This is a genomic window from Rhodocaloribacter litoris (assembly GCF_011682235.2).
Classification (GTDB): Bacteria; Bacteroidota; Rhodothermia; order Rhodothermales; family ISCAR-4553; genus Rhodocaloribacter; species Rhodocaloribacter litoris.
In genome coordinates this window covers 1,042,040-1,057,559 of record NZ_CP076718.1, presented here as the reverse complement: position 1 = coordinate 1,057,559, position 15,520 = coordinate 1,042,040, and the positions used below count along the sequence as shown (strand labels likewise).

The 15,520-nt window shown below is 58.4% G+C and carries 13 protein-coding genes; all 13 read left to right on the top strand.

The genetic code is table 11. The features are described from left to right. Nucleotides 1–6: 6 nt before the first annotated feature. The 13 genes from GQ464_RS04445 to GQ464_RS04385 all read left to right on the top strand — a co-directional run bounded on the left by GQ464_RS04445 (nucleotide 7) and on the right by GQ464_RS04385 (nucleotide 15,489). Nucleotides 7–870 (top strand): hypothetical protein, encoded by an 864-nt coding sequence (locus tag GQ464_RS04445; protein WP_228350590.1) that lies wholly within the window; start codon nucleotides 7–9, stop codon nucleotides 868–870. Nucleotide 871: 1 nt separating this feature from the next. Next, on the top strand, nucleotides 872–2,302 hold the full coding sequence (locus GQ464_RS04440; protein WP_166975770.1) for a glycosyltransferase family 39 protein: 1,431 nt from the start codon (nucleotides 872–874) through the stop codon (nucleotides 2,300–2,302). A gap of 26 nt (nucleotides 2,303–2,328) precedes the next feature. Further along, entirely contained in the window at nucleotides 2,329–3,612 is a 1,284-nt protein-coding gene (locus tag GQ464_RS04435) for an FAD-dependent oxidoreductase (RefSeq protein ID WP_166975767.1), read from the top strand. 101 nt (nucleotides 3,613–3,713) lie between these two features. Then, nucleotides 3,714–4,454 (top strand): class I SAM-dependent methyltransferase, encoded by a 741-nt coding sequence (locus GQ464_RS04430; protein ID WP_166975764.1) that lies wholly within the window; start codon nucleotides 3,714–3,716, stop codon nucleotides 4,452–4,454. Continuing rightward, the gene (locus GQ464_RS04425; RefSeq protein WP_166975761.1) at nucleotides 4,451–5,617 is read left to right on the top strand and encodes a glycosyltransferase family 4 protein; all 1,167 of its coding nucleotides are present in this window, start codon (nucleotides 4,451–4,453) and stop codon (nucleotides 5,615–5,617) included. Before GQ464_RS04430 ends, GQ464_RS04425 begins: the two co-directional genes overlap by 4 nt. Continuing rightward, nucleotides 5,607–6,620, top strand: coding sequence for an NAD-dependent epimerase/dehydratase family protein (locus GQ464_RS04420; protein ID WP_166975758.1), 1,014 nt, complete (start codon nucleotides 5,607–5,609; stop codon nucleotides 6,618–6,620). Before GQ464_RS04425 ends, GQ464_RS04420 begins: the two co-directional genes overlap by 11 nt. Nucleotides 6,621–6,731: 111 nt before the next feature. After that, entirely contained in the window at nucleotides 6,732–8,462 is a 1,731-nt protein-coding gene (locus GQ464_RS04415) for a carbamoyltransferase family protein (protein WP_166975755.1), read from the top strand. Between the two features lie 77 nt (nucleotides 8,463–8,539). Further along, on the top strand, nucleotides 8,540–9,394 hold the full coding sequence (locus GQ464_RS04410) for a DapH/DapD/GlmU-related protein (RefSeq protein WP_166975752.1): 855 nt from the start codon (nucleotides 8,540–8,542) through the stop codon (nucleotides 9,392–9,394). Nucleotides 9,395–9,446: 52 nt separating this feature from the next. Beyond that, nucleotides 9,447–10,520 carry a glycosyltransferase gene (locus GQ464_RS04405; protein ID WP_166975749.1) on the top strand — a complete coding sequence of 358 codons (1,074 nt, stop codon included), beginning with the start codon at nucleotides 9,447–9,449 and terminating at the stop codon, nucleotides 10,518–10,520. A gap of 23 nt (nucleotides 10,521–10,543) precedes the next feature. After that, nucleotides 10,544–11,674 (top strand): polysaccharide deacetylase family protein, encoded by a 1,131-nt coding sequence (locus tag GQ464_RS04400; RefSeq protein ID WP_166975746.1) that lies wholly within the window; start codon nucleotides 10,544–10,546, stop codon nucleotides 11,672–11,674. 46 nt (nucleotides 11,675–11,720) lie between these two features. After that, complete coding sequence (locus GQ464_RS04395; RefSeq protein WP_166975743.1) at nucleotides 11,721–12,704, top strand: lysylphosphatidylglycerol synthase transmembrane domain-containing protein; 984 nt, start codon at nucleotides 11,721–11,723, stop codon at nucleotides 12,702–12,704. Beyond that, a complete protein-coding gene (locus GQ464_RS04390; RefSeq protein WP_166975740.1) occupies nucleotides 12,679–13,752 on the top strand; it encodes a sulfotransferase family protein in 1,074 nt (357 codons plus the stop codon). The genes GQ464_RS04395 and GQ464_RS04390 overlap by 26 nt, the downstream gene beginning before the upstream one ends. Nucleotides 13,753–13,899: 147 nt before the next feature. Beyond that, nucleotides 13,900–15,489, top strand: coding sequence for a DUF5060 domain-containing protein (locus GQ464_RS04385; RefSeq protein ID WP_166975737.1), 1,590 nt, complete (start codon nucleotides 13,900–13,902; stop codon nucleotides 15,487–15,489). The last annotated feature ends 31 nt before the right edge of the window (nucleotides 15,490–15,520 follow it).

The window sequence follows — 15,520 nt, the reverse complement described above, 5'->3', positions numbered from 1 at the left end:
GATCCCATGAATCTCGCCCCGGCCGAATTGCTGCTGATTGACGCACACGTTCATCTGCACGACTGTTTTGTCCCGGTCGCTTTTCTGGAGGCCGCGCACGCGAACTTTAGCGGGGTGGCGCGGCAGGAGGGAGGAAACCGGCGGTTCACCGGGGTTTTGTTCCTGACGGAAGGGGCCGGGGAATGTGGATTCGAACGACTGAGGGCGCTCGGACAGGCTTTTCCGGGGGGATCCGGAGGGCGCGTGTGGCGTCGCCGTGAGACGGACGGGGGGGTGGGGCTGGTCTTCACGTCCGATGCGGAAGAGATGCTGGTGGTTCTGGCCGGACGCCAGATCGTGACCCGGGAGCACATGGAAGTGCTGGCGGTTGGTACACGCCGGCGTTTTGAAGACGGGCAGCCGATCGAAGACGTGATCCGGGCGGTAGCAGGGGCCGGTGCGTTGCCGATCGTGCCCTGGGGTTTCGGGAAATGGTTCGGGGCCCGGGGGCGTCGTCTTCGGAGGTTGTTGACCCGCCCGGACCTCCCGCTCTTTTTTCTGGGGGACAGTGCCAAACGGCCCGTTTTCTGGCCGCGTTCGCCGCTCTTTCGCCTGGCGGCGGCACGAGGTGTGCCTGTGTTGCCCGGGAGCGACCCGTTGCCTTTCCGGGACGAGTACCGGCGTGCGGGTAGCTTCGGGGTGATGCTTCCGGGCTCCGTCGATCACGCCGGGCCCGCGCATCACATAAAGACCCTGCTGGCGGCTTCTTCTCTTACGCTCCGCGCATTCGGCCGGAGGGATTCACCCGGGCGCTTCGTTCGCAACCAGGCTGGTATGCAGTTTTTGAAGCGGGTCCGGAAGGCGTCGGCTCACTGTCTCGAGCACGGGTAACATGGGTATTGCTACGGTGCGTGTGGACCGGCTGGACGATCGGTATTCGCGGCGGGAGTTGATCACCCTCGCCGGGTTGACCTTGCTGGCTCTGATCACCCGGGGGTGGGGCATCTGGCAGGGCGGGATCGCCGGGGACGAGTTCTACACGGTGGCGTACGCCGCCGAGCGGGCCCGTAGCCTGGTACAGCCGGCCTATTATGTTCTGGTGGTCTGGAGCACGGCGCTTTTCGGAGAGACGGCCTGGGCGGCACGTCTACCGGCTGCGTTGCTGGGGGCGGCGAGTGTCCCCGTGTTTTACTGGGCCTGTCGCCGGGTGCTCGGGCGTCCCACCGCGCTGATCGGTGGCGTGTTGGTGCTGCTCAGCGGCTGGCATCTGTATCATACCCAGCTGGCCCGGTTCTACGGCGGGGTTTTCCTCTTCGGCGTCCTGTCCTACTTTTTGTATTACCGGGCGTTGCGGGAGGATCGCTACGGGTTGCTGGCAGCGGCCCTGCTGGCGAACGTGCTGGGGGTGCTGTTCCACGCCACGGCCGTACTGGTGCCTGCCTCGTGTGTGGTCTTTTCAGCCTGGATCTGGAGCCGGCGCGACGCCGACGCCCGGGGCTATTCCCGGCGGATTGCCCGCATGCACGTCCTGATAACCGGATTGCTGGGGCTTGTGTCACTTTCGCTTTTCGTGCGGGTTGCGTTGTCGTGGGGCGTGAAGGCCCTGACGGCCGAGTCCTGGGCCGAGCCGGTGCAGGTTATGTTGCAGCTGGTGCAGCATGTGGAGCCGGTGATCGGGATAGCGGCTCTGTTCGGGTTGGTCCACCTGTTTCACCGAGACCTGTTGCAGGGCACGTTCTTTGTCACGGGGATAGGGATTCCCGTGCTTGGACTGCTGGTGATGGCTCTCATTCTGCCTCCGGTGCGGGCCAAGTATATCATTTCGACGCTGCCGCTTTTCATTGCGCTGGCTGCCCATCTGTGTGCGGTCGTGTCGGCGACCCTGGCACGACTCAATTTCGGGCCGGTGCGTCATGCCGTGACCGGGCTGGTGCTGGTTGCCCTTTTGCCGGGCTTCATATCCCATTATACCGGCAGGGCCAGCCTGGACATCCTGGATGCGATCGAAGCGGTGGAGGAACGCTACCGGCCCGGCGATCACGTGGTCGTGTTTTCTCGCTCACTCGGATATCATCTGGAACAGCAAATACCGGAGGGTATGCTGCAAGTACTGGGCGGCAAGGCACGCTGGCGAACCGTTCTGCCGCCCTACACGGGCGGCGAGCAACGCGTCTGGGTGCTGGTGGATACGTACCGTAACCAGCGATACGATGATGGATTGTTTGCCTGGCTGACGGAACACGCTGTCCTGAAGTGGCGCAAATACGAGTGGCGCCTCGATTACCAGCAGATGGGGTTTGAATTGTACAGAGTAGGTCGGTAAGGGCAAGAGTGATCTCACACAGAATCATGGTGTATGACCCTGAAGCGGTAGTCGATGAACATTTCGACGTCGCGATCATCGGCGGCGGCATTTACGGGGTTATGCTGCTGTCAGAGGCGACACGGGCCGGGTATCGGGCCGTGTTGATTGAGCGAGACGATTTCGGTGCGGCGACGAGTTCAAACCATTTCCGTATTTTGCATGGGGGGCTGCGCTATCTTCAGACGCTGGACGTTGCCCGCTCTCGAATGTCCGTCCGCGAACGTCGTTGGTTTTTGCGGAAGTATCCGGATCTGGTGGAGCCGCTTCGTTGTGTGATGCCGCTCTACGGCGAAGGCTTCCTGCGTCCCCTCATCATGCGTACTGCCTTGTGGTTTAACGATAGTCTCGCTGTCGACCGAAACCGGGGTGTGCGGCCCGACAGGCACTTACCTTCGGGTACCCTTCTCTCACCTGAGGCCGTTCGGGAGATTTTCCCCGTTGTCCCGGCAACAGGATTGAAGGCAGCGGCGGTCTGGTACGATGCGCGTATGCTGCAGCCCAACCAGATTCTACGGCAGGTGCTGGCTGAGGCCTGTACACTCGGAGCTCGGGCTTTAAGCCATATGGAAGTCACGGAAGTTGTGGTACGCGACGGTGTCGTACAGGGTGTACGTTTCAGGGAGCAGCAGCGTGGTCTGGATTGGCAGCTCTTTGCCCGGGTGGTGTTGAATGCCGCCGGTCCCTGGTCGCCGCTTGTTGCCACACGGGCGGGGGTGAACACACCAGATCTGTGCCGGCCTTTGCTTGCCTGGAACGTTCGGTTTGATCATCCTGCTCTGGGGGGGAAGGATGTCCTGGCTGTGAAACCGCCCGGACGCGGACGCCGGACTTATTTCCTTACGGACTGGGAAGGGAGACTGGCAGCAGGAACCGGCTATGCGGTACGGAATGCGGTTATGGATCGCCCTGAGCCGACGACAAGTGAGATGCAAGCATTTCTTGATGATCTCAACGCGGCGCTGCCCGCACTTCGTCTCTCTGCTTCCGCGATCGACCGTGTGTATGCTGGCTATGTCCCTGCCGGGTCTTCCAATCCGTCGGAGCCCTCCACTAGGCCTGTCCTCGTCGATCACGGGCGCCAGGGGGGGGCGCAGGGTTTCATCAGCGTTGTAGGAGTCAAGTACACCACAGCCCGCGCTGTTGCCGAGCGCGTCGTGCAGCGTCTTGTCCGGCGCTATGTGCCGGATCCACCACGTGGAAGGGTAGGGTCGATGTCGTCGCCAGTGCTCCCTTCCCAGGACCTTCTGGCAGAGACGGGTGATGCCTGATCAGTTTCGATTTGCCGGGCACAGAGGAAAGCAGAGTCGACATCGGAAAGCGGGTGATCGCGTGCGTGGCCTGTGCCGGGCTGAGCCTGGAGATTAGGAAAATGACGTTTCCAGAGATCAAGGACGAAGAGACGGCACCGGACGTTGAAACGGCGACAGCCGCATATGCCATGCGGTTTGCCGGTTCCGTGGGAACCTGGCTGCTGGATGTCCAGGCGCAGGTGACGCGTCGATTGCTGGGCGACCAGGATGGTTCGGTACTGGACGTTGGCGGCGGGCATGGGCAGAATCTTCCGGTTCTTACCGAGCGCTTCGATACGGTGGTGGTGCATGGGAGCAGTCCTGCCTGTGAAATGCACATCAGGCCCTGGACGGAACAGGGGGCGGTGCGTTTCGTCGTGGGCCCGCTGACCTCTCTGCCTTTTGCGTCGCAGGAGTTCGATGTAGTTATCGCATACAGGTTGCTGGCGCATGTTGAAGACTGGCCGGCCTTCGTGGCAGAACTATGCCGGGTAGCACGCAAGATGGTTTTGGTTGATTACCCGTCGAAGCAAAGTGTCAATGCCGTGGCGGGTTGGTTCTTCGCTGCCAAGAAGCGGATTGAGCATGACACACGTCCCTATCGGGTGCTTGCAAGCAGAGATGTGGACGCAGCATTTGCGCGGGAAGGCTTCCGATGCGATGGACGCATCGGGCAGTTCGTGTGGCCCATGGCGATGCATCGTGCCTTGCAGCGAGTATCGGTTTCGCGCATGCTGGAGCGAGGAGCCGCGTGGCTCAGGCTGCATCATCACATCGGTTCTCCGGTCATTGCCCGGTATGAGAGGCAAGGTGCCGTATGAAGATTCTGGTTGTCGCACCTCAGCCATTCTACGAGGAGCGGGGAACCCCCATCGCGGTAGATCATCTCGTGCGTGCTCTGACGGAGGGGGGGCATGAGGTGGATCTTGTGACGTATCCCATGGGGCAGTCGCGAGCCTACCGGGGACTGCGTATCATCCGGACCTGGCGCCTTCCCGGACTGGCAACCGTATCGCCCGGCTTCAGTCTGGCCAAGATACTCTATGACGGACTTCTGATCGGTACTACACTCCGGCAACTGCGCCGAGAATGCTACGATTGTGTTCATGCCGTCGAAGAAGCTGTCTTCTGGGTACGTCCCCTGGCCCGCTGGTATGGTCTTCCGTTTGTTTACGACATGGATTCGGTGCTGTCTGAGCAACTGGCGGCAGCTTTCCAGGTGGGGACGCGACTGCGCGGGCTGATGCAACGACTGGAGCGGGCACCCATTCGACAGGCCGCAGCGGTGGTTCCCGTATGCGATGCACTGGCAACTTATGCTGCGGAACAGGGGGCCCGGCATATTACTGTTCTTAAAGATATATCCTTGCTGGAAGGAAAATCATCTTGCGGGGTTGTAGAGGATTTGAGGAAGACCTACGAGATTAGCGGTGCGCTTCTTCTCTACGTAGGCAATCTTGAACGGTACCAGGGGATAGATCTTTTGCTGGAGGCATTCAAGTTATTGGCCGATCAGGATTCTGCTCATCTTGTGGTCATCGGTGGCAAAGCGGCTGATGTGGAGCGGTATCGCTCCTGGTGTACAGCGCAGGGACTTACCCGCCGGGTTCATTTTACCGGACCGCGACCGGTTGCTCATTTGCAGGCCTATCTTCAACAGGCTGATGTGCTGGTTTCACCCCGTCTCGAAGGGACGAACACACCGATGAAGATATATTCCTACCTGCATACCGGCATTCCTGTTGTGGCTACCAACCTGCCGACGCATACCCAGGTATTGACCGACGCTGTTGCCTTTTTGTGTGATCCGACGCCGGAGGCCATGGCGAACACCCTGCTGGAAGTGTTGCGGGACCGGGAGCATGCCCGGCAACGTGCCGGCCGGGCTGTGGATCTCATCGAGCGGGAACACAGCTATGCTACCTTCAAGCAGCGGCTACTGACGCTGTATGCCGAACTAGACGCATTGCGCCATGCATCCTGAGGTTACCGGTTTTGCAGGGGAACGTGTACTGGTAACCGGGGCAACCGGATTTACAGGGCGAGTTCTGGTACACCGGCTTTTGACGACCGGTGCCAGGGTGCGGGCAATTGTGCGTTCTCCGGCTCGCCTGCCGGATGGACTCCGGGACGCGGTGGAGGTGTACCAGGGCAATGTGTACGATCCCGAGGTTGTGAGGGCCTCAATGCCGGGTATTCGCTACGTGTTTCACCTGGCTGCCTGCTACCGGAACGCTGGCGCCGCCGATGACGAATACGAGAAAGTACATGTTGTCAGTACTCGATTGCTGGCCGAAGCTGCTCGGCAGCAACCCGATTTTCGTCGCTTTGTTCATGTTTCTACGGTCGGTGTGCACGGGCACGTCGCTACCGGACTGGCCGACGAGACAGCACCTTTTCAGCCGGGCGACATCTATCAAGAGACAAAGTTAGCCGGTGAACAATGGGTTCGGAGTTGGGCAGCTCAGACCGAATTGCCCCTGACCGTTGTGCGTCCTGCTGCTATTCTCGGACCGGGGGATCGTCGGTTGCTCAAACTCTTTAAGTTTGCCCGACGTGGGGTCTTTCCCCTGCTCGATGGGCACAATACCCGCTACCACCTGATTCATGTAAAGGATCTGGTTTCGTGCATCCTGCTTTGTGCTCGTCATCCGGCCGCCCGGGGTGAAGTTTACATCTGCGGAAATACTGAGCCGACCGACGTTGTGTCCATGCTCACACAGATCGGTACTTTGCTGGGCAGGCGAGTACGTTTTGTTTCATTGCCGTCGGCACCGCTGTTCCTTCTGGCCGACGGCGTGGAGTGGATCTCCAAGCGTCTGGGTATCGAACCTATCCTGTATCGGCGTCGGCTAGCCTTCTTCACGAAGGACCGTGCCTTCGATACGAGGAAAGTTCGCGAGCACCTGGGTTTTTCTCCGCGTTTTACGAATGAAACGGGTATTGCCGATACGGTGCAGGGATATCTGAAGGCTGGTTGGTTGTGAGAGACATTGGGCAAAGTTGCCTTCCTCCAGTGCGTTATGTAAAGAGCATTCGGTATGCTCGGAAAGTCCCCTAGCCTTTCTGCATTTTCTATCATTTAGCTCATAAAACAAATGATTATTCTGGGTATCGCCGACAGCATTACCAGCGGAGCTGCCGTCGTAATCGATGGACGCGTCGTGGCAGCAGTGAATGAGGAACGGTTGAATCGCTGCAAGATGTGTATGGGGTTTCCGCGACGCAGCATCGCCGAAGTCATGCGTATTGCCGGTGTGGAAGCCGGGGATATCGACCAGGTGGCGGTGGCCACAGAGCATCTTTTCTGGCAACCCGACTGCATCCCCATCAAGGATTACTTCCGCGAACCCAAGGGCACGGCGCGCGAGATGTTCCTGTCGCTGGGTGGCGCCTTTTCAACGGTAGCAGGTAACTTCAGGCTGGCACGACAGGCCTATTACGAGGCCAAGCGACGCCTTACCCGTTCCCGCCAGCGCAAGATGCGCGACGTGCTTCGTGATACGTTCGGGATCGAGGCGCCGGTCACGTTTCACGATCACCACCTCTGCCACGCTGCCTCGGCCTATTTTACGAGTGGTTTCGAAGAGGCGACGGTCATCACGCAGGATGGCGCGGGGGATGGCAAGTGCTCCCGGGTCTACCGGGTACGGCGGGGCACCTTCGAGCACCTGAAGGATCTGGACAGCTACGATTCGGTGGGGAACTACTACGCCTATGTCACCCACCTGTGTGGATTCAAGGCACACCGGCATGAGGGGAAGATCACGGGGCTGGCCGCCTACGGGGAACCGGAATACCTGGACCTGCTTCGTCGTTTCGTCGCCTGGGACGGCGAGGCGATTCGCAACACCGGAAAGTGCTTCGATCACTCCGCCATCAGGAAGCTGGAGCGTGCCTTACCTCGCGGTTTCTCGCATGAGAACCTGAGTGCCAGCGTGCAGGTGCTGCTGGAGGAGGCCGTAACCCGTTATTGTGACTACTGGGTCCGCCAGTCCGGGGTGAAGCAGGTGGCGCTGGCCGGTGGTGTTTTCGCGAACGTCAAGTTGAACCAGCGTGTTCACGAACTGCCGTCGGTCGAGAAGGTGTTCGTCCATCCCGGCATGGGGGACGACGGGCTCGCGGTGGGGGCTGCGCTGTACCAGCACAGCCGCGTGCAGGGCTACCGGCCGGAACCGGTTCTACGGGACGTTTACCTCGGTCCTGACTTCACAGAGAAGGACGTGGGACGCGCTATGCGTTCGGCCGGCGTGCGCCCGATCCCCTTGCAAGATACGCTGGAGCGTACGGTGGCCCGGTTGCTGGCCGGGGGGAAGGTGGTGGCCCGGTTCGACGGGCGTATGGAATACGGGCCCCGTGCTCTCGGCAACCGCACCATCATGTACCAGACCACCGATCCGACCGTCAATGACTGGCTCAACAAGCGGTTATCACGCACCGAGTTCATGCCCTTTGCGCCCGTGACGCTATGGGAAGACCGGGCCTTATGTTATGAAGACCTGGAGGGAGCGGAGGAGACGGCGCGCTTCATGACCATCACGTTCGATTGCACGGAAGCCATGAAGCGCTGCTCTCCGGCGGTCGTCCATGTCGACGGCACCGCCCGGCCACAGCTGATACGGGAAGAAGACAATCCTTCCTATTATGCCATTTTGAAGGAATACAAGGCCCTCACCGGCATACCCAGCCTGATCAATACCAGCTTCAACATGCACGAGGAACCCATCGTGTGTACGCCGGAGGAAGCCATCCAGGCCTTCATGCAAAGCAAACTGGATGCGCTGGTGCTGGGATCACATCTGATGCTGGCCGGAGGTGAAGCGCCTTGAGGCCCCGTGCGCCGTCCGGGGGAGGTAGACCGCGAGAAAGTGCGCACGCCGCCCGGGCGTGATGACGTACTGATGAGATGGCCATGCTGAAGTTGCTTCCTTTCCGTAAGCGCCGGTCTAACAGGGGCCTTCGGAACGGGGAAGGACGGCCGGTTCGCAAAAGGGGAATCGTTCGGCGCGACACCAAGGTTCGCAAGCTGCTGGACGAGACCGGGCGTTCCCGTGCGGACCGGTACAGGATGCTGGTCGTGGGTCAACCCGGCTGGGGAGCGCTGATCAAGTATGAACTCGTCATGCTCCTCAGTAGCTGGGTGCCCGGCGTGCTGGGGCTCTTCCTGCGAAGCAGGCTCTACCCGCTGGTACTGGGCCATGTGGGGAAGGGGGTGGTGTTTGGCACCGGGGTGGTGCTGCGTCACCCGCATAAAATCGTGATCGGGGATAACGTGGTCATCGACGATAACTGTCTGCTGGATGCCAAAGGCGCCACCAACCAGGGCATTTCCATCGGAAACGGTGTGTTCGTGGGGCGCAACACCATCCTCAGTTGCAAGGATGGCGACATCCGTCTGGAAGATCGCGTCAACATCGGGTTCAACTGTGAGATTTTTTCCTCCAGCCGTGTGACGGTCGGGGAGGGGACCCTGCTGGCGGCCTACTGTTACCTGGTCGGCGGAGGAAACTACGATATCGCTGCAGGTGCTCCGGCGTTTGCCGATCAGGAAGGACTGGAGAGCCGCGGTATTGACATCGGGGCGCATTGCTGGCTGGGGGCCGGCGTGAAGGTGATGGACGGGGTTACCATCGGGGAGGGTGCGGTGATCGGGGCCGGGGCTGTGGTTCGCTCGGCCATTCCACCCCGCAGCCTGGCCGCAGGGGTACCGTGCCGCGTCATTCGGTCGAGGAAAGCAGGCGGAGTGGAAAAGACGGAATGATGCCGTCAACGAAGCATCGCTGACCGGGAAGATTCGAAAGCTTAGGGAGGCAATGCGGGAGCTGTCCGTTGTCATCGTCAACTACAATGGCCGGTCGACCCTGCTGGAGACGATTCGTTCACTTCAGGGGCAAGAGGGAGTCCGGCCGCACATCGTGGTGGTGGATGATGGGTCTTCCGACGGAAGTGTGGAGATGGTGCGGGCGGCATTTCCCGAGGTTCGGATCCACCGGGAGCCAAGGAACACCCGTCAGGTGAACCGGCTGCGTAACCTGGGGCTCAACCTGGCTCATACCGACCGTGTTTTCTTGACGGACAATGACGTTGTGTTCGAGCCGGATGCCTTGCTGCGTCTGCTGGAGGTGATGGAAGTTGACGACCGTGTGGCGATATGCATTCCCCGTCTGATGTATCTTGAGGAGCCAGCCCGTGTATATCAGGCCGGCACGCGGGTCCATTATTGTGGCGCTACGGAAGCCATGGGACGCGACCGGATCGCCGGGCAACTCGAGAACAGACCGAGGGTAGCCATCGGGGGGGGAATTGCACTGATAGACAGGAAGAAGCTGTGGGAAGTCGGGGGGTTCGATGAGGGTTATGAACTGGCCTGGGGGGATGACGGTGAATTGCACCAGCGCTTTTTACTCGCAGGTTATCTGAGTATGGTGGTGCCTGCGGCGGTGGGTTATCATGAGTACAAGCCCTTCGGCCGGGCACGTCATTATCGGGCCAGCGGGCAGGTCTACAATCGGTGGCGGTTCATCACCACGCACTACGCCGTGCGTACCCTGCTGGTGATCGCCCCGGCCCTTGTGTTGTTCGAGGTAGTGCAATGTGGCTTTTTCTTGATGCGTGGCATACCGCATCTGTATCTCAAGGGTACCTGGAAGGCTCTCCGGCACCTCCCGCAGTTTGTACGGCGACGCCGGGAGATCCAGGCCCTACGGGAAGTGGCCGATCGAGACGTACTGAGTGGGGGGCCTCTGTATGTGCGGCCGGCCGGGGGGGGCTTAGGACGGCTGGTTGCTTTCGGTGTCCGCATAGTAAGCCGGCTTTTATCGTATTACTGGCGTCTGGTGCGTCCTCTGCTGGCGAAAAGGACGGTGAAGATCCATGTACCCACCTAGGGTGAGCGGCATAGTCATTCAGTATGGATTTCACGTTCGTTGATCAGTTTCGGCATGAACTGGATTCCCTGTTACGCGGGTATCCTGATTTCGTATACGCGCGAAAACCGGAGCCTCTGCGGGGATACGTCCCGGTGTTTGTCTATCACACGGTGGATCCCCATGCCTTCGAAGCCGATCTGCAGTTTCTCGGCGAGAATGGTTACAGTACGGTGGGAATGGAGGAGCTGGTTGCTTTTCTGGAGGGGCGGCAGGTACTGCCGGACAAGCATGTCGTGCTGACGTTCGATGACGCGCGGTCCAGTTTTTGGCGTTACGGCTTCCCGTTACTGCAGCGTTATCAGATGAAGGGCGTGCTGTTCGTGATTGCGGGTCTGACGCTGGATGCACCGGATGTTCGAAGTAATTTGCGGGACGTGTGGGAAGGGCGCGCCACCCTGTCGGATATCGAACGCCTGGATGCGGAGGACACGACCCTGTGTACCTGGCCCGAACTCCGGGAAATGTACCGCTCCGGATGGGTGGAGATCGAATCGCATTCGCTGTTTCATCGGGAAGTGTTTTGTGATACCCGCGTCATGGGGATTCTGGGACCGGAAAGCAGTTACGTGCCTTATCAAACCTCGGTGACGGCCTATCTCGGGTTGGACGATGTCGGGCGGGGTATTCAACCGTCCCGTTACTACGGGTTGCCACTTTTCCGGACGACGTCCCTGTTTCGCGGAACCTCATTCTGGAAGCTGGACATTGAACGTCTGGCAGCGCGGTCCCCGGTTCATCCGGGTGATGATCTGCGTGCCATTATGCGCTACCAGGACCTGACCGCGACGGAGCGTTGTATCGAACGAGATGTCATCAGAGCACGCGAACTGCTTCAGAGTCGGGTGGATCAGCGTGCCGGTCGTCATTTTTGTTTGCCTTATACGCTGGGCAGTGCCCTCAGCACGCGGGTGCTGCGTCGTCTGGAAGTTCCCAGTTGTGTGTGGGGGATCATCCCCGGACAGGTCTATAATGCACCCGGCATAGATCCGCTGCGGATATGCCGCCTCAAGGCGGACTTTATCTGGCGTCTTCCCGGAGTAGGACGTCGGTCCTTGACACAGGTTTATCGAGGAAAGCTCAGGCGACGATTGGAGGGGGGACGGGTCTATTGACAGGGGCAATGCGGGTGCTTTTCTTGTGCCATCATGCAGAGTTGCTGTGAGGCCGGCTGCTAAACTGCTGGTTCGTTTCGCGGTCAGCCTCGGGTTGCTGGTATTTCTGTACAGTCGACTCGACTGGGCGCAGGTCTGGGACATGCTTGGGCGAGCCGAACTCGTCTACTTGCCTGTTCTGATCCTGATCATGATGGCCAGTCGAGTCTGGATGGCGTGGAAGTGGCGGATGCTGCTACGAGCCATTGCTCCGGCACCGGGGTTGTACGATGCGGTAAGGGTCTATTACATGAGTAGTTTTCAAGGGTTGTTGCTGCCTTTGGGTGGTCTTGGCCCCGATCTGGTCCGATATGTCCACCTGCGTTTCTCGGGAGCTTCACCACAGGCCGTAGCGGCTTCTATTGTTCTGGAACGTCTGGTCGGACTACTGGCTACCCTGACCGTCACAGCGGTTTCCATAGGGCTACTTCTGTTGCAACTTGACGTTTCTCTCGTTCCAGTGGAGAGCGGAATCGTATGGGGAGGGACATTATTTGCCTTTGTACTGGGAGCCCTGTTATTCTGTAAACCCTTGCAGCGGTGGTTATACGGTTGCCTGAAACATGGTCGTCCGTTCAGACAATTCAGCCGGTTCCAAAGCTTCATCGATACATTGAAGCAGTACCAGGTTCAGCAGCGCATTATTTTGATCAACTATGGCCTGTCAGCTGCAGAACAACTTTTTCCCGTACTGTCGTTCTATCTGGGCTTTCGAATGTTTCATGTGCCTGTTCCCTTCATAATGTGCTTGGCGGTACTTCCTCTTGGTATGTTGCTGCAGCGGCTTCCCATTGGCTATGCCGGCATCGGTATTCGAGAGGGGGCACTGGTATTTTTGTTTGGTTTGCTCGGAATATCCTATGCGGATGTCCTGGTCGTCAGCACGATGATGTTTGTTTTTTTCCTGTTTTCTCTTTTGCCAGGAGTTGTTTGGAGTGTAAAAGCAACACCCGCGCAGGTGGAGGATGATTCACAGTCTGTTTCCGCTTGATGTATATATGAATCAGCCGCATTTACATACATCTTCTCGCGCTGTGTCAGGCGATGTTTCAGAGGCGCCGTTTTTTATCGTTGGCTGTAGCCGATCTGGATCAACTTTGCTGCAGGCACTGATTGATGCGCATCCGCGCATTACTATTCCTCCGGAAAGTCAGTTATATCTTAGATTTGCTGATATTTTTCATTGTTACGGGGATTTACGCATACCTGCGAAAAGGCGTCGCTTTATACGGGATCTGCTTGCAGATGCACAGATTCGAATGTGGGGATTGTCTCTGACCGTAGATCAGGTGGAATCTGAGTTGAAGGTCTATTCTCGTGCAGAAATAGTTTCGGTTCTGTTTCAATATTATGCGCGAAGTAGAGGGGCGTCACGATGGGGTGATAAAACCCCTGAACATGTTCGCTATCTATCTCTTATAAATACTGATTTTCCTAATGCTCTATTTATTCATCTCGTGCGCGACGGACGTGATGTTGCAGAAGCAATGAGGCGTATGGTCTATGGGCCGGTTTCCGCTATTGGTCTAGGTAGAATGTGGCGGGATGAAGTGCTGGCATGGAAGACGGCAAAAGATTGTATTGATTCAAGTAGAATCTTGCAAATTCGTTACGAAGATCTTGTTGTAGATACACAGAATGTTTTGGAGTGTATTTTTGATTTTCTTGGCGAATCATACATTGATACCACAAATCGTTATCAGGCTTCTGCACTTAGCCAGACATACACGAAACAACCCTGGCATTCGTCGCTCACTACCGGAATTCGAGCAGATAAGATACAGATATACAAGAAGCGATTTACACCTAGAGAAATTGAGCTCATTGAGTATGAGGCAGGAAATGCGTTGGAAAATTTTGGCTATGTACGTGAGTATATAAATCCTAAAAGCCCCTCTTTTGTTGAACGGTGTGTGGCATGGATTTTGGACAGAACCGTTCGCCGCGTACGCAAGCTGTTTCACCCATATGTGATTGCTTGGGATCTTCAGTATAGATTGCGTAAACTTAAATATCGTTTGCTCTGTAGGATATTGTGAATCATTGTATTTTAATGAGTAATGTGTTGTTTATGCTTGGCGGGAAATGGACTTTGGATTTGGATGTGATTGATTGATATGGTTTTAAATAACAGTTTAAATAAAATGAATTATATATGCTTTATGTTTGTTGGAATACCCTTGTGCATGGTGTGGGGTTGTGGTACGCCGAATCCGGGGTCTGGTGTCGTATCCGGCTTCGACCGTACGGGCACACTGTGGGCGCCGTACCTGGAGTGGGAGGTGGAGAACCCGAGCTACAGCGGCAACCCGTTCGACCTGGTCGCCACGGTCACCTTCACGCACAGCGCCAGCGGGGCCACGCACACGACGGAGATGTTCTACGACGGGGGCGACACGTGGAAGTGGCGTTTCACGGGGACGGAGATCGGCACGTGGACGTTCGAGAGTGCGAGTGCGGATGCGGAGCTGGACGGGCTTTCGGGCACGGTGACGATCAATCCGAACCCGGATACGGAGGCGTACGGGTTCGTGACGGAGTACGAGTCGGCCACGCATACGAAGTGGGCGCGGCAGAAGGGGAACGACGGGGAGATCGAGACCTTCGTTCCACAGTTCGTCATGTACGAGGCGCCGGATTATATCTACCGGCATCGGGAGGCCATCGACGAAGACATCCGCGTATTTCTTCAGGAGCACGGGTTCACGGGCTTTCACGTTCCCGTCTTATGTCACTGGTTTGAGCTGGGGACCGAGCGCTGCCGTTCGATTGATGCAGAAGACCCGGATCCGGACCCGCGCACGTTCGAGGCGCTGGAGTTGCTGATCACGAAGACCCACGCGGCCGGCGGGGTCGTGCATCTCTGGATGTGGGGCGATGAATCCCGAACCCAGACGCCGGCACGCTGGGGCCTCAACGGCCAGGCGGACCGTCGCCTGCAGCGCTACATTGCGGCGCGGCTGGGGCCGCTGCCCGGGTGGACCATGGGCTATGGCTTCGATCTCTGGGAGTGGGTCGACGGCGCGACCCTAGATGCCTGGCACGACTACCTCCATGCCCATTTCGGATGGCCGCACCTGCTGGGGGCAAGGTCGCACAAGAACAGGCTCACCCAGCTGAGCGAAAAGCTCGACTATGCCTCCTACGAACAGCACCGGCCGGATTATCCGCTTTATCTGGAGACGATCCGGGCACGCCCCGATAAGCCGGCCTTCTCAGAGGATCGCTTTCGCATACGCGACGGGGCACCTTTCCGCGAGAAGGATTATTCGATGGAGGATACACGGCGCGGCCTCTGGCATTCCACCCTGGCCGGCGGGGTCGCCAACATCTGGGGCAACCTGGCCGGTATCCCGGACCAGGGCCTCTGGTACCGGGTGCGTCGTCTCTTCGGGCGTCGTACCGGCTCGCGCCCGTATCCACGTCCGGACTGGATCAGGACGTATGCGACGTTCTGGAAAGAGCGTTTCCTGCCGGATATGGAGCCCTGTCCCGAACTCGCTGAGTATTGTCTGGGAGATCCCAGAGAAGGCATGTACGTGGTCTATGTAGAAGAGGCAGGAGAGGTGGTTCTAGGTCTCCATGCCATGCCGGACACCACCGCCTTTCGGGTGGTATACGTCGATACGCGGCAACCTTATGAAGAACAGGGATTTTGCAGGATGGTGACGGGGCGTGTGGCCGGGGTTTCCTTTCCCCACGTTTCCGACTGGGCCGTGGCACTGGAGCATTCCGGGCAGGATGACCCGCTCTGTGAGCGCTTCATGGGGAAATGACACGTCGCCGCTTATCCCCGCGGCGCCCGTG

Coding starts and splice junctions, on each gene's coding strand:
- GQ464_RS04445 (WP_228350590.1), top strand. CDS start 7: ATGAATCTCGCCCCGGCCGAATTGCTGCTGATTGACGCACACGTTCAT.
- GQ464_RS04440 (WP_166975770.1), top strand. CDS start 872: ATGGGTATTGCTACGGTGCGTGTGGACCGGCTGGACGATCGGTATTCG.
- GQ464_RS04435 (WP_166975767.1), top strand. CDS start 2,329: ATGGTGTATGACCCTGAAGCGGTAGTCGATGAACATTTCGACGTCGCG.
- GQ464_RS04430 (WP_166975764.1), top strand. CDS start 3,714: ATGACGTTTCCAGAGATCAAGGACGAAGAGACGGCACCGGACGTTGAA.
- GQ464_RS04425 (WP_166975761.1), top strand. CDS start 4,451: ATGAAGATTCTGGTTGTCGCACCTCAGCCATTCTACGAGGAGCGGGGA.
- GQ464_RS04420 (WP_166975758.1), top strand. CDS start 5,607: ATGCATCCTGAGGTTACCGGTTTTGCAGGGGAACGTGTACTGGTAACC.
- GQ464_RS04415 (WP_166975755.1), top strand. CDS start 6,732: ATGATTATTCTGGGTATCGCCGACAGCATTACCAGCGGAGCTGCCGTC.
- GQ464_RS04410 (WP_166975752.1), top strand. CDS start 8,540: ATGGCCATGCTGAAGTTGCTTCCTTTCCGTAAGCGCCGGTCTAACAGG.
- GQ464_RS04405 (WP_166975749.1), top strand. CDS start 9,447: ATGCGGGAGCTGTCCGTTGTCATCGTCAACTACAATGGCCGGTCGACC.
- GQ464_RS04400 (WP_166975746.1), top strand. CDS start 10,544: ATGGATTTCACGTTCGTTGATCAGTTTCGGCATGAACTGGATTCCCTG.
- GQ464_RS04390 (WP_166975740.1), top strand. CDS start 12,679: ATGATTCACAGTCTGTTTCCGCTTGATGTATATATGAATCAGCCGCAT.
- GQ464_RS04385 (WP_166975737.1), top strand. CDS start 13,900: ATGGTGTGGGGTTGTGGTACGCCGAATCCGGGGTCTGGTGTCGTATCC.